This window comes from Vibrio sp. YT-18 (assembly GCF_033337345.1).
Taxonomy (GTDB): Bacteria; Pseudomonadota; Gammaproteobacteria; order Enterobacterales; family Vibrionaceae; genus Vibrio; species Vibrio alginolyticus.
In genome coordinates this window covers 83,727-98,019 of record NZ_JAWOQO010000001.1, presented here as the reverse complement: position 1 = coordinate 98,019, position 14,293 = coordinate 83,727, and the positions used below count along the sequence as shown (strand labels likewise).

15 protein-coding genes are annotated in these 14,293 nt (G+C 44.1%); 8 read left to right on the top strand and 7 right to left on the bottom strand.

Translation table 11 applies throughout. The features are described 5' to 3' along the window. Positions 1 to 123 precede the first annotated feature (123 nt). Positions 124 to 588 (top strand): dCMP deaminase family protein, encoded by a 465-nt coding sequence (locus R7M72_RS00475; RefSeq protein ID WP_005373515.1) that lies wholly within the window; start codon positions 124 to 126, stop codon positions 586 to 588. Between the two features lie 82 nt (positions 589 to 670). Here R7M72_RS00475 and pepT read toward each other — a convergent pair whose 3' ends face one another. Beyond that, positions 671 to 1,900 carry a peptidase T gene (gene pepT, locus R7M72_RS00470; RefSeq protein WP_270049745.1) on the bottom strand — a complete coding sequence of 410 codons (1,230 nt, stop codon included), beginning with the start codon at positions 1,898 to 1,900 and terminating at the stop codon, positions 671 to 673. A gap of 170 nt (positions 1,901 to 2,070) precedes the next feature. Then, positions 2,071 to 2,934, bottom strand: coding sequence for a DUF6279 family lipoprotein (locus tag R7M72_RS00465; RefSeq protein WP_270049746.1), 864 nt, complete (start codon positions 2,932 to 2,934; stop codon positions 2,071 to 2,073). A 261-nt stretch (positions 2,935 to 3,195) separates the two neighbouring features. Here R7M72_RS00465 and R7M72_RS00460 point away from each other — a divergent pair, with 261 nt between their 5' ends. Further along, entirely contained in the window at positions 3,196 to 3,369 is a 174-nt protein-coding gene (locus R7M72_RS00460) for a hypothetical protein (RefSeq protein ID WP_005373524.1), read from the top strand. A 90-nt stretch (positions 3,370 to 3,459) separates the two neighbouring features. Here R7M72_RS00460 and R7M72_RS00455 read toward each other — a convergent pair whose 3' ends face one another. Then, entirely contained in the window at positions 3,460 to 4,074 is a 615-nt protein-coding gene (locus tag R7M72_RS00455; protein WP_318056012.1) for a response regulator, read from the bottom strand. 4 nt (positions 4,075 to 4,078) lie between these two features. Further along, a complete protein-coding gene (gene narQ / locus R7M72_RS00450) occupies positions 4,079 to 5,815 on the bottom strand; it encodes a nitrate/nitrite two-component system sensor histidine kinase NarQ (RefSeq protein WP_025998659.1) in 1,737 nt (578 codons plus the stop codon). A gap of 247 nt (positions 5,816 to 6,062) precedes the next feature. Here narQ and napF point away from each other — a divergent pair, with 247 nt between their 5' ends. The 6 genes from napF to R7M72_RS00420 all read left to right on the top strand — a co-directional run bounded on the left by napF (position 6,063) and on the right by R7M72_RS00420 (position 10,677). Beyond that, entirely contained in the window at positions 6,063 to 6,548 is a 486-nt protein-coding gene (gene napF, locus R7M72_RS00445) for a ferredoxin-type protein NapF (RefSeq protein ID WP_081107471.1), read from the top strand. Positions 6,549 to 6,595: 47 nt separating this feature from the next. Then, entirely contained in the window at positions 6,596 to 6,904 is a 309-nt protein-coding gene (locus R7M72_RS00440) for a chaperone NapD (RefSeq protein WP_005373535.1), read from the top strand. Continuing rightward, complete coding sequence (gene napA / locus R7M72_RS00435) at positions 6,901 to 9,390, top strand: periplasmic nitrate reductase subunit alpha (RefSeq protein ID WP_005389060.1); 2,490 nt, start codon at positions 6,901 to 6,903, stop codon at positions 9,388 to 9,390. The genes R7M72_RS00440 and napA overlap by 4 nt, the downstream gene beginning before the upstream one ends. A 78-nt stretch (positions 9,391 to 9,468) precedes the next feature. Further along, positions 9,469 to 9,924 carry a nitrate reductase cytochrome c-type subunit gene (locus R7M72_RS00430; RefSeq protein ID WP_005389061.1) on the top strand — a complete coding sequence of 152 codons (456 nt, stop codon included), beginning with the start codon at positions 9,469 to 9,471 and terminating at the stop codon, positions 9,922 to 9,924. Between the two features lie 28 nt (positions 9,925 to 9,952). Then, a complete protein-coding gene (locus tag R7M72_RS00425) occupies positions 9,953 to 10,531 on the top strand; it encodes a NapC/NirT family cytochrome c (RefSeq protein WP_005373542.1) in 579 nt (192 codons plus the stop codon). A gap of 11 nt (positions 10,532 to 10,542) precedes the next feature. Then, positions 10,543 to 10,677, top strand: coding sequence for a TIGR02808 family protein (locus R7M72_RS00420; RefSeq protein ID WP_005373546.1), 135 nt, complete (start codon positions 10,543 to 10,545; stop codon positions 10,675 to 10,677). A 170-nt stretch (positions 10,678 to 10,847) separates the two neighbouring features. Here the strand turns inward: R7M72_RS00420 and phaC are convergent, their stop codons facing one another. The 3 genes from phaC to R7M72_RS00405 all read right to left on the bottom strand — a co-directional run bounded on the left by phaC (position 10,848) and on the right by R7M72_RS00405 (position 14,290). Further along, a complete protein-coding gene (phaC, locus tag R7M72_RS00415) occupies positions 10,848 to 12,623 on the bottom strand; it encodes a class I poly(R)-hydroxyalkanoic acid synthase (protein ID WP_017819891.1) in 1,776 nt (591 codons plus the stop codon). A 66-nt stretch (positions 12,624 to 12,689) separates the two neighbouring features. Then, the gene (locus R7M72_RS00410; RefSeq protein ID WP_005373550.1) at positions 12,690 to 13,037 is read right to left on the bottom strand and encodes a phasin family protein; all 348 of its coding nucleotides are present in this window, start codon (positions 13,035 to 13,037) and stop codon (positions 12,690 to 12,692) included. Between the two features lie 44 nt (positions 13,038 to 13,081). Then, positions 13,082 to 14,290, bottom strand: coding sequence for an acetyl-CoA C-acetyltransferase (locus R7M72_RS00405; protein ID WP_054574713.1), 1,209 nt, complete (start codon positions 14,288 to 14,290; stop codon positions 13,082 to 13,084). Between the last annotated feature and the right edge of the window lie 3 nt (positions 14,291 to 14,293).

Sequence of the window (14,293 nt, the reverse complement as noted above, 5' to 3'; positions counted from 1 at the left end):
CGTTTTGTAGCTAAAAAGGTAAAAAGTGACGCCTTCATACTCAAGACCCCGATTTTGACTATTTTTTTAATATAAATGGGTTATCATTCAATTAATTCAACGCCTTCGACAGAGAGGATGACTATGATTTCTAAATGGGCGAAACGCTTTTACCAGATGGCAGAACTAGTGGCGTCTTGGAGTAAGGACCCATCAACACAAGTCGGTGCCGTTATTACTAAACAGAATCGCATTGTATCTGTTGGATTTAATGGCTATCCGCATGGTGTTTCTGACAGTGTCGACACCGATGAGCGCGAGTTGAAATACCTTAAAACACTGCACGCGGAAGAGAACGCAATTTTGTTCTCAAAACGTGACTTAGACGGATGTGATATTTGGGTAACGCATTTTCCTTGCCCTAACTGCGCGGCAAAGATCATTCAAACAGGGATCTCACACGTACACTGCCCTGAGCAGTCTGAAGACTTTTTATCTCGCTGGGGAGATAAAATCCAAGTCAGTCAAGATATGTTCGACCAAGCGGGGGTGAAAGTCGACTGGTTACCGCTAGAAGACATTGAAATTGAAGACAAAGACGTGCGCTAGTATTCCATCTTAATATTTAAATAGCCCAGAGAGATCTGGGCTATTTTGTTATTAAATCTGCAAGAGGTCTCGACGTAGTCTTTTAACTGTGTTTTTTCGCTGTGAGCTCAGCAATTTTGACAATAACGAGTACTGATTTTTCCATCATTTCAACAGAAATAAACTCATGAATTCCGTGGAAGTTAAAACCACCGGTGAAGATATTCGGGCACGGCAAACCCATAAAAGATAAACGAGCGCCATCTGTACCACCACGAATAGGTTTTATAATCGGTTCCACATCACACGCTTCCATCGCTTGCTTCGCCAACTCAATGATATGAGGGTAAGGCTCAACCATTTCTCTCATATTGTAATAGCTGTCTTTTATTTTTAGCTCTACAGAACCATGGCGTAAACCCGTGTTCATTTCATCGACGAGTTTCTGCATAAAGGCTTTTCGCTCCTCAAGCCTTTGACGGTCAAAGTCTCTAATAATGTAACCGAGCTCGCTTCGTGCAACGCCCATTTCTGCCGATTTTAGATGGAAGAACCCTTCGTAACCTTCGGTTGTTTCCGGAGTTTGATCTTGGGGCATTTGAACTTGAAATTTCGCAGCCAAGTTCATCGCATTGACCATTTTGCCTTTTGCAGTACCTGGATGAACGCTAACACCATGAAAAATTACATCAGCGTTTGCTGCATTAAAGTTTTCGTATTCCAACTCACCTTGCGGGCCACCATCTATAGTGTATGCCCATTTCGCGCCAAATTTTTTAACATTAAACAAATCTGCACCACGACCGATTTCTTCATCCGGAGTAAAGCCGATACAAATGTCGCCGTGTGGAATGTCTGGGTTTTCCAGTAGCAGAGCTACCGCGGAAAGAATCTCTGCGATACCAGCTTTGTTATCCGCGCCAAGTAATGTAGTGCCATCGGTAGTAATAAGATTGTGGCCATGTAGGTGATGTAAATCTGGGTATTGCACGGGAGATAACACTTCATCCCCCAACCCTAATGCAATATCGCCACCCTGGTAATCTTCGATGAATTGCGGCTTTACGTTTTTGCCAGATGCATCCGGCGCGGTATCCATATGGGCAATGAAGCCGATAGGAGGAACCTCATAATCAACATTGGCTGGCAGTTTAGCCATCAAGTAGCCATTTTTATCCAAAGTCACGTCACTTAAACCAAGCTCGATCATCTCATTTTTAAGTAACTCAGCAAACACAAGCTGACCAGGTGAACTTGGGCAAAGCGTCACATGTGGATTGGATTGGGTATCAAACGTGACGTATCGAAGAAATCTTTCAACTAAATGTTTCATATTTATTCTCATTGTTTTGTACGATGAGGCCTTATCACGCATTGATAAGCTGACGTTGCCTCATCAAACCTCACGCTATGTTACGCTCTTAGCTCAATAAGAATTTGCTTTGAATCATTTTTTGATAAGAAAGGCTTTTGCGCTTTGCTTTCGCTCATTGAAGTATGAATTTAATCTAAAAGTTCCTCAGCCAGTACTCGCCACTCTTTAACCTTTTCACGAAAATGACGCCATTGCTTATCGGTCATGGAACGAGAAACATCTAATGTCAGTTGATCAACCAATGCAAAGTTAGAGTCAATATTCAGAGAAAGCTGCTCACTATAATAACTCTCTGGCTCGAACAAGAGTCGCATAAATATATCTTGATAAGTCACAACATTAGATTTGTTGTCGAACAAGTATTCGAGCTCTTGATATACCGTGGCTCGATAATCTCTCCATAAAGGGCTGTTTAAAATAACTTGCTGAGAAAATGTTTGAGCTAATTGACGCTGATTTCCTGATAGATTCCCCAGCCATTCTTCCATCCACTCTTCAGTGTTATCCAGAATAATTTCACGCACTTCGTCTTCTGTCTTATCGGCATATTTTGCGTTTCGCTCTTGATAATGTTCTTGTACATTACTCAAAAACTCGCGTTCTTGCTCTTTCGTTAATTGCAAACTTAACGCAAAAAGATCTGGTGCTGCTTTTCTGACCACTCTATCGTAATGCGCTCGCATTCTATCTCGATTTTTTTGTAAGTAATTTAAGGTGATATCGCTCGCTTTTAATCTCTCAAGGTCTTTTAAATGTTCGATATATAATGGTAACTCCTCTTTCTTGTGCCAGTCTGCCAACAATAATAAGCGCTCTTCCACTAGGACTTCTTGTTCCCCTTGCAACGAGACATAGTCCTCTAAGTAATCGAGCACGAACCAATCGATATTGCTGTATAAAAACTTTTTCGCACAACCGGCAAGCAGAAATACGAAGCAAAATAGAAGGCCATAACGAAGCGCCTTATTAGATACATCCTTTAATTTAGTCACTTATTCGTATTCCCTTTTCTGTTGATTAAGTTCTATACTCAACCTGTATCACTTAGTATTGCGGCAAACTTACACCAGTGTGACAAATATTGATTGCCACCTTAATAATATATAGAGTTTGAAATTAACTTTTTGATCACAGCTATCCGCAAAAAAGTGAGTTAGAGCGCAATTATCGGCTAAAAAACGTACCGAACGACGCTCCCTATAACGGCATATAATTTGCATGGATGTTTTTTGGATGGTTTATGGAGGCGAAGTATGGCAGCCGCTGAGCAACTTGATACCAGTGTAGAATATGAGATTCGATATTTTGAACAGGGGAAAATGCACTGCATGAGAGTCATTGCTGAAAGCAAAAAAGTGGCTTATCAGTACTATTTGGAGTGTGGTAAGCACAACAGTGACTTGTACTCTATTCGCCCAGACAAGTAAAAAAACCGCCTGTTAGGCGGTTTTTTTATTCGTCAGAATCAATATAAGCATTTGATTTTATTTATTATTACAGATTCAAATCCAACAATGTTATTTGATGTCGCCAAAGCGCTCAAGATAAAGGACGGTTGCTGCAGTACGAGAAGGAACTTGAAGCTTTTTAAGTAAACTCTTCATATGTACTTTAACCGTAGACTCAGAGATAAAAAGACGATCGGCAATTTGCTTGTTGCGGAAACCTCTTGCCACCTCTCTTAAGATCTGAGATTCACGATCGGTCAGTGTATCAAACACGTCCTCTTGCTCTGAACGTTCACTCAAATACTTAGAAACTTCTTGGCTGTATGCCCTGTCCCCTTGGTGCGCTTGTTTTAGCAACTCAACCAACTCATCAGGCTCAGTGTCTTTCAATAAATAGCCATCGGCACCACTTCGAACTATTGCTTCTATATCTGCTGGACTATCTGAAACGGTTAGAATGACAATTCTGGCTTCACAGCCATCTGCACGCAGTGCTTGCAAAGTATCAAGGCCAGACATGCCTTTCATATTAAGATCAAGAAGTACAAGATCCAGTTCTAGCTCATGCGCTTTCGCTACTGCATCCGCGCCATTACTTGCTTCTGCAATGACCTCAAACTCAGGCTCAAAGCTTAAAAGCTGGTGGATACCTCTTCGCATGAGTGGATGATCATCCACCAGCATTACTTTACACACTGTCACTGTTTACTTCCTTACTATGTTGGAATTCTAATTTTACGGTACAACCTTTGTTTATCGATGCTTCGATGTGCAGATCGGCATGCAGTCTAGCGGCCCGCTCTTGCATGATACTCATACCGTAATGATTTAATTTTTCGTCTTGATGTTCAAAGCCTATTCCATCGTCGCTAACGGTTACTGTGACTTTTCCATCATTATCGAGACATTGAATGTGAATATTATCTGCTTGCGCATGTTTGATAGCATTAATTGCCGCTTCTCTTATCAACTGTAGTAAATGAACCTGCTGATGTGCGTCCAGTTCAGTTGATGAAAGTCTATTTTTTAGCGTAATGTCCGCAGCAGTTTGTTCACTGAGCGTTTCAACCATGTCTTGCAATGCTTGGCCAAAACTACCCTCTTTAATCGTAAGACGAAACGTCGTCAGTAATTCGCGTAACTGCGTATAAGCCGCAGATAAGCCCGTATCTAGCTCGGCAATAACTTGATTAGCCTGCGCGATCGCCTTTTCGTCAGGCAAGTTCTTTACGCTTCTCTTCAACAAAGCGACCTGAATTTTTAAGTAAGAGAGTGCTTGAGCCAATGAATCATGCAACTCCCGAGCAATAGTGGCTCGCTCTTCCATCAGCAGAATTTGTTCTGCTTGGCGCTGCGCCCGATTGTAATACACAGCGCGTGATAAAATCTGCACGAAGTTGTCAATAAGAGCCTCGTTCGGACAAGGTAACCCTGCTTTCCAATATAAATAGCCCAAGTGCTCACCATCTAGCATCAGGGCTTTACCGTGGCAATCTTCATCACAATCTTGGCAGCATTCTTCTCCTTCCATCAATATCCAGCTCGGTTCTCCCAACTGCTCGATTTCAAGTTTGACCGCTTTAATGCCCTCAAGACTGACGATATGCTGCAAAATCGCCTGGAAATTGTCTTGATTAATACGCGACGCCGTGAGTTCTTTTGACGAGTCATACAGCACTTCTAAAGACTGGTTGGCATGCTGCAATTTACGTGTTTTCTCATCAACCGCTTGCTCTAATCCTCGGTACAACTTACCAAGGTCTGTCGCCATCCGGTTAAAGGTTCGAGTCAGTATTCCCATTTCATTATCGCTGGATACATTGAGCGATATATTGAATGAGCGATTTTTAATTTGCTCGCTAGCAAAAACTAAGGCACGCAGAGGCCGAACAACTTCGAGGCGCACAAAATGAACGACAAACATACTGACACAAAGGATGCCACCCAACCCTAACCCGCCGATCCAGGCTAAGTTAATCAGTTTTTGCTCCGAAAAGCTTTGCAGCTTAAATACAAACTCATCGATTTGTTCAACAAAACCGGCCACTAGGAGTTGATATTCTGCCGGGTTGTCTCCTCTAAGCACCGCCTTGAGTTCATGCCATCTGATAATAAGGCGGTAGTAATCGTGAGTGATGTCTTCAGGCACAGACCAATGCTGAAGCGCTTTCATTGAAGGTGAATATATCGAATTTTCAAATGCGTCAATATGTGAAGAATAGTCAACAGATTTAACCTGAATATCATTCGCTAGACGGTAGCTTTGCATTCGCATCGAGCCAGCAACATTGACGGCTTCAGCATCGTTCAAACTGGACGCTAACGTAAAAATCGCAAAACCAGTCGTAGCAACTGAGAGCAGCAAAATAAGAAGCATTGCGGACGCAATCGTGCGCGTCACCGACTTTTTCACATTTTTAAACAATCTGAGTTCCTCGCCCATTAACAATCCTATTTGTACGTGCAATGAACCCATTACCTTTCAACTTTATCAATATGTGATCACCTGCGACGGAATTTATTGATCCAAAACAATATTGCATACCATTTACCCCCTAAGAGGTATTTATACAAATATGTCAAAAACTACAATTTCGTTAGTTTAAATGACAGTTTATTAATGAAAATTGTGGACTATGCTTAGTTTGGGTTCCAAGTTTCGAGGTGACTAAGTGGTAGACCTTTCCAGAAGAAGACTCTTTGCAAGAAAAGCGCACCCCGACAACGTCGTACGTTTGCCTTGGTTAACTAAACCGCAACAGTTTACGGACGATTGCACTCGCTGCGGTAAATGCATTGAGGCCTGTGAAACAAAGATTATAACCAAAAGTGATGGCGGATTCCCCTCGGTCGATTTTTCCATCGATGAATGCACATTTTGCTATCAATGTGCAAACGCCTGTCCTGAGCCCCTTTTCTTGCCAGAAACAGAACAACCTTGGCAAGCAAAAGCAAGTATCAACGATAACTGCTTAGCAAAACAAAATGTCGAATGCCGAAGCTGTGGGGATATGTGCGACCCGATGGCGATTCAGTTCAAATTAGAACTGGGGAAAGTAGCACAACCCAATTTAGACCTTGATGAGTGTAACGGCTGCGGCGCCTGTGTTTCAGTGTGCCCAACTTCATCCATCAATGTGAGCAATACAACAGCCTAAGCCGAATGTCGTCGGCCAAAGGCAATAAAAATAAATGAGAGAGCTATATGTCACTAAATGAAGTGCATATTTCAAGTTTGGTAGTACATGTGCTGCCGGAACATTTGGACGAAATCAAACAAAAGATAGAAGCACACGAAAATGCGGAAATCTATGGTGACAGTCCTGAAGGCAAGATTATCGTCGTACTTGAAACTGAGAACCAAGGTTTCATCACAGACACTATCGATGCCATTAACAATTTACCGAACGTCTTAAGCACGGTATTGGTTTATCACCAAATCGAAACTGGGCTTGAAGAAACGGATGAAGAAGACACTGGAACACAACATTCCCAAATCGAGGGTGAAGTATGAAAATGACAAGACGTGCGTTTGTGAAAGCAAACGCGGCTGCATCAGCTGCTGCTGTCGCAGGTGTGACACTACCAGCATCTGCAGCCAACCTGATTGCAAGCTCTGATCAAACCAAAATCACATGGGACAAAGCACCTTGTCGTTTCTGTGGTACAGGCTGTTCTGTTCTTGTTGGCACTCAAAACGGCAAAGTGGTAGCAACACAGGGTGACCCAGAAGCACCAGTAAACAAAGGTCTGAACTGCATCAAAGGTTACTTCCTTTCTAAGATCATGTACGGTCAAGACCGTCTAACTCAACCGATGCTACGAATGAAAGATGGCAAATTCCACAAAGATGGTGAATTTACACCTATCTCTTGGGATGACGCTTTCGACATCATGGCTGAGAAATGGAAAGCTTCCCTCGAGAAAAAAGGCCCAACAAGCGTAGGTATGTTTGGCTCAGGCCAATGGACAGTAATGGAAGGCTACGCTGCATCAAAGTTAATGAAAGCAGGCTTCCGATCAAACAACATTGATCCAAACGCTCGCCACTGTATGGCTTCTGCCGTTGTAGGTTTCATGCGCGCATTCGGTATCGATGAGCCAATGGGTTGTTACGATGACTTTGAGAACGCAGACGCTTTCGTTCTTTGGGGCTCAAACATGGCAGAGATGCACCCGGTTCTATGGACTCGCATTACTGACCGCCGCCTAAGCCACCCTCACGTTAAAGTGAACGTGCTTTCTACTTACTACCATCGTTCATTTGAGTTGGCAGACCACGGCTACATTTTCAATCCTCAGTCTGACCTTGCAATTGCTAACTTCATCGCAAACTACATCATCGAAAACGATGCAGTAAACTGGGACTTCGTGAACAAACACACGAACTTCACTCAAGCAGACACTGACATCGGCTACGGTCTACGTGACGATGATCCGCTACAAAAAGCAGCGAAGAACCCGAACTCTGGCAAACTCACTTCTATCTCATTCGAAGAGTACAAGAAATCAGTAGCGCCATACACAGTAGAGAAAGCATCTGAAATCTCTGGTGTTGAGAAAGAGAAGCTTATCGAGCTTGCGAAGCAATACGCGGATCCAAACACGAAAGTGATGTCTCTATGGACAATGGGCATGAACCAGCATACTCGTGGTGTATGGATGAATAACTTGGTTTACAACATCCACCTACTAACCGGTAAGATCTCGACTCCGGGGAACAGTCCATTCTCACTAACGGGCCAACCATCAGCATGTGGTACCGCTCGTGAGGTTGGTACGTTTGCTCACCGCCTACCAGCGGACATGGTGGTTGCTAACCCTAAACACCGTAAGATTGCAGAAGACATCTGGAAACTGCCAGAAGGTACGATTCCACCAAAACCTGGCTTCCACGCCGTATTGCAAGACCGTATGCTGAATGACGGCGTTCTGAACTGTTACTGGGTTCAATGTAACAACAACATGCAAGCCGGTCCAAACATCAACACAGAACGTCTTCCAGGTTACCGCAACCCAGAAAACTTCATCGTTGTGTCTGACCCATACCCGACAGCAACAGCACAAGCAGCAGACCTTATTCTTCCTACCGCAATGTGGATTGAAAAAGAAGGTGCTTACGGTAACGCAGAGCGTCGTACTCAAGCTTGGTACCAACAAGTGGGCACAGTCGGTCAAGCAAAATCCGACCTGTGGCAGCTAATGGAGTTCTCGAAACGCTTCAAAATGGAAGAAGTGTGGCCTGAAGAGCTTCTAGCGAAAGCGCCTCAATACCGTGGTAAAACAATGTACGACGTACTTTACCGCAATGGTAACGTCGACAAATTCCCTATCGAAGAAGCTCGTGAACTGAATGACGATGCTCACCACTTCGGTTTCTATGTTCAAAAAGGTCTGTTTGAGGAATACGCAACATTTGGCCGTGGTCACGGGCATGATTTGGCTCCATACGACCGCTACCATCAAGTACGTGGTCTACGTTGGCCTGTTGTTGATGGTAAAGAAACACAGTGGCGCTTTAAAGAAGGTTCAGACCCATACGCAAAAGAAGGTTCTGGTTGGGACTTCTACGGCAATGCTGATGGCAAAGCGAAGATCATTTCCGCGCCATACGAAGCGCCACCAGAAGTACCGAACGATGAATTTGATATGTGGTTATGTACTGGTCGTGTTCTTGAGCATTGGCACACAGGCACCATGACTCGTCGTGTACCTGAATTATACAAAGCAGTACCAGACGCAGTGTGTTACATGCACCCAGAAGACGCAAAAGCACGCAATGTTCGTCGTGGTGAAGAAGTACTCATGGCAAACAAACGCGGTGAAGTACGCGTTCGTGTTGAAACTCGCGGTCGTAACCGTCCGCCAAAAGGTTTGGTATTCGTACCGTTCTTTGATGCACGTATTTTGATTAACAAGCTTATCCTAGATGCGACTGATCCACTGTCTAAACAGACAGACTTTAAGAAGTGCCCAGTCAAAATCACTAAGATTGCTTAACCTTCAGATACTGAATGCTACGGCCGTCATTATGGCGGCCTAATAAAGAATTTAAGCCATAAAGGCGGAGATGAAATGATGAAAAAATTACTTGTCGCAGTTTTATCTGTAGGTGCGTTAGTGACAGGCATTGCGCAAGCTGAGTTGGATAATCCTGGTGGTATTGGTGGTCTAGAATCTTTACGTGGAATGTCTCAATTGGAAGATACGCGTCCAGCAGACGAGTTCAAAGACTTCCCTAAAGATCAAATCGTTGAAGACAGCTATGTTTATCAACCACCGTTGATCCCACACAGCATTCGTCACTACGAAATTTCGTTAAATGCTAACAAGTGTCTTGCATGTCATAGCTGGAAAAATGCAAAAGAGTCAGGTGCGACTAAAATTAGCGTAACGCACTATGTAAACAGAGAAGATGCGGTACTGGCAGATATGTCTCCTCGTCGTTACTTCTGTTTGCAATGTCACGTTCCACAAACGGATGCAAAACCACTAGTGGAAAACGAGTTTAAGGCAGTCGATTCGCTTCAGTAATTGAAACGCGAGTACTAAGAGGTTACTTATGAAAATACTTAAAGCGTTTTGGAAGAGACTGTCGAGCCCGAGTAAAGCTGCCGCTGGTGTGGTTTTATTTCTAGGCTTCGCTGGTGGCCTTCTATTTTGGGGCGCATTCAACACAGGTATGGAAGCAACCAACACAGAAGAATTCTGTTCTGGCTGTCACGCGCCGATCGTTGCTGAAATTCAAGAAACAATTCACTACTCCAACCGTTCTGGTGTTCGTGCGATTTGTTCAGACTGTCACGTTCCTCATGAATGGACGGATAAGATCGTTCGTAAAGTACAGGCATCTAAAGAGCTATTTGCACACTTCGTAACGAAGACGATCGATACGCCAGAGAAGTTCCAAGAGCGTCGTGGACACCTCGCAGAGCGAGAGTGGGCACGTATGAAAAAGAATGACTCTCTTGAATGTCGTAACTGTCATGAGTTTGATTTCATGGATTACTCTCAGCAAGGATCACGTGCGGCAGAACAACACTCCACCGCTCTAGCTTCAGGCGAGAAAACATGTGTAGACTGTCACAAAGGTATTGCGCACAAACTACCAGACATGAGCGGCGTTGAAGGCTGGCACTAAGGAGACTTACCATGAGTACATTAGAATCTGTAATTTGGCATATCCTTGGCTACAGTGCTATGCCAGTGATTATTCTTTCCGGCTTTGTGGCGGTAGCAGCAATCTCTCTCTGGCTGCTGTCATTTGGTAAGGATAAAGAGGTATAACGTAACGCATCTCTACTCGTCAACTAGCCTATTTGTTGACACTGAGCGCCGAGCAAATGCTCGGCGCTTTTTATTTATTAATCAATGGTACTTGCCAACAATAAACAAGCAATCATACATAAAAAAAGCGACCATAAAGGCCGCTAAGATTTACTGCTATAGGGAGTCGTTTAAGATTCTTTTACTGGCAGAACCTGTTTGACGTATTGTCCTGGCGCCTCATCAATAACCGGATGGTTTTCTGAGCCAATAGGGAAAGGCTCAACTTGCTCTTTAGGGTTGAATTGGAGTAACCACTCGTTCCAGTGTGTCCACCACGATCCCTCTTTGTGTTCCGCGTTATTCAACCACTCATCAGCAGAGTCATCCAAATTATCGTTCAACCAATAACCATACTTATTTTTAGCTGGAGGGTTCACGATGCCCGCAATATGACCAGACTCACCGAGGACAAACGTTTTGTTACCACCCGTGTTCAGCGCACCACGGTAAGTTCCCTGCCATAACGCAATGTGGTCTTCTTTCGTTGACACAAAATAGCTAGGAATTTTGATCTTATTTAGATCAATCCATACTCCACCAATTTTGACGCCTTTATCTTGCACCAGCTTGTTCTCTAAATAGAGCTCGCGAAGCAAGAAATTGTGAGATGCAGCGCTGACGTTGGTGCTATCGCTATTCCAGTACAACAAGTCGAAATCAACCGGACTGTTACCCTTCAAGTAATTGTCGACGTAGTAGTTCCAGTACAAGCTGTTTTCACGCAGTAAACTAAACGTCACGCTTAAGGAACGGCCGTCCATATACCCTTTTGCGTTATTTTGCGCTTCAATTGCACTAACAATGGTGTCATTGATATACGCGCCGACTTCACCTGGTTGAGAGAAGTCGAGCAACGTGGTGAAGAAAGTGGCAGACTTAATGCGCTTCTTCATACGTTTTGCAGCGTAGTAGGCAACCGTGCTTGCTAAAACAGTACCACCGATACAATAACCAGCAGCATTGATTTGCTCTTGTCCTGTTATATCTTCAATTGCAGCGACGGCTTTCACTACGCCTTCTGTCACGTAGTCACCAAACTCTATGTGCGCTTGTGCCTTGCCTGGATTGCGCCAAGACATCATAAATACACTATGCCCCTGCTCTAACAACCATCGAACCATTGAGTTCTTTGCTGTTAAATCAAGGATGTAGTATTTATTGATGAAAGGTGGGACGATGAGCAGCGGCGTCGCATTCACTTTCTCTGTTAGAGGTCGATATTGAATCAACTCAAACAATTCGTTTTGAAAAACCACATTGCCCTGTGTCGTCGCAACGTCATCGCCCACGCGGAATGCATTGTTATTCGTCATACGAATTTTTAAAATGTCTGCGCTCGACTCAACGTCTTCTTTCAACTGCTCTAAGCCTGCCAGTAAGTTTTGACCGTTTTGCTCAAGTGTCAGCTTCAAAAGCTCTGGGTTAGTGGCGATGAAGTTGGAAGGAGAAAGGGCGTTAATGGCTTGGCGAGAGAAAAAAATAATACGTTCTTTCGTCTTTTCATCTAAGCCTTCCAAAGACTCGATGGTGTCCAGATAGGTCTTACTAAATAAAAGGTAGGATTGTTTGATGAAGCTATACATGGCTTCATTTTGCCACGCTTCGTTTGAGAAACGCTTATCCCCTTTTTCAGCTTCGACGATTTGTGCTTGGTTCCCTGCCAATGCAACATTCTGCCAAATTTGCAGCTGCTGTTCCCACCACTGTGCTTGCAGCTTTAAAATCGCAGCAGGCTGATTCGCAGCTTGTTCGAACAGTTTGGCAGTATCCTCAAAGTTCACTTCTTGCATGGCCTTGTTTAAAGGAGAGTTCACGACTGCCTTGTTCACTTCGAAATCATGCCACCACTGATGATTGGTTTCCTGAAGCTTCACAAGATAGTCCGAAAAGAAGTGTTGAAACATAGTCTTACTCCTATATTCGGAAAAAACAACGCCGCCCAAATCTAGGGGCGGCGAGAATCGGACAAATTACGCTGGAGTAACAGTCTTTAGATTTTCCGAAGTCATTTTCTCAACGTCTTCTTTGAACTCTTTTGCAATCGCTTGAAGCTTGTTGCTGTCATCCATCATTTGTTGAGAAAGTTTAGTAAGTACGCTTAGTTGCTGACTGTTGAAAGCAGTCAATGACGTTACGTCTTTGATTTCTGTCGCTGCTTTCATCTGGTTTAGACCCACTTCACTGTATGTGCGAATGGCGTTCAATTGAAGCTCGGTCAACACTTCTACGTTTTTTGTCACTAGCTTGTTGAACTTCAAGTAAGGTTCTAGATTTTTTTCAGTTTGATCGCTAAATGTTTTGAAGAAATCTGTGTACATGGTTTGTCTCCTAGAGAAAGAATTAAAAATGTCCGTTTAAATAATTACTTAACTGTCTTTACAACCACAGCCGTGCCCATGCCGCCGCCCACACAAAGTGAAGCAACGCCATATTGACCATTTTGCTTATGAAGCTCGTGAACCAGCGTGACTAAGATTCGGTTGCCAGAAGCACCAAGCGGGTGTCCTAGCGCGATAGCACCACCGTTAAAGTTCGCTTTATCTTGAATCGCGTTAACTGGAACTTGGTTTGTTTCCGCCAACTGATGAATCACGCCAAGTGCTTGCGCTGCAAATGCTTCGTTTAACTCGTAAACGTCGATGTCGTGTACACTGAGTTCTGCTTTTTCGAGTGCTTTATTGACCGACTCAACAGGACCTAGGCCCATGATCTTCGGATCAAGACCCGATTGCGCATAGCTTACGATCTCAGCAAGCGGCGTTAATCCATGCGCTTTAACTGCGCTTTCAGATGCAACGATAATCGCACTCGCGCCATCGTTAATACCTGATGCATTACCCGCAGTCACAGTGCCTTCGCGGTCAAAAGCAGGACGTAGCTTGCTTAAGGCTTCCATTGTCGCGTTCGCTTTTGGGTATTCATCCGTATCAAACATCACGGTTTCACGGCGTTGCTTTACTTCCACTGGCACAATTTCGTCTTGAAATTTGCCAGCTTCGATAGCGGCTACCGCTTTCTGTTGGCTAGACAGCGCGTATTCGTCTTGCTGCTGGCGAGTTAAGCCGATTTGTTTTGCTACGTTTTCTGCCGTCACACCCATGTGATATTGGTTGTAAACATCGGTTAAACCGTCCGCTACGAGCAGATCTTTTAGCTCCAGATTGCCCATTTTGTTGCCATCACGAATGCTGCTTGGTGCAGCAAACGGAATCTGCGACATGACTTCAACACCCGCTGCAACAACGATCTCAGCATCGCCACTACGGATATGGGACACGGCATCCATGACCGTTTTCATGCCACTACCGCAAACCATGTTTACGCCATATGCAGGAACAGATTCAGGAACCCCCGCAAACAGTGCCGCTTGGCGGCCAACACCCATTCCTTGACCTGCACCAACAACGTTGCCAACAATCACTTCGTCAACCTTGTCGCCAGGCAACTTTGCCGCTTCCAACGCGCCTTTAATCGCTACTGCTGCCAGATCGCCAGCAGAAGTATTTTTCAGGCTGCCACCAAAAGCACCAATTGGAGTACGCTTCGCCGCTACGATAAATACTTTTTCCATCAT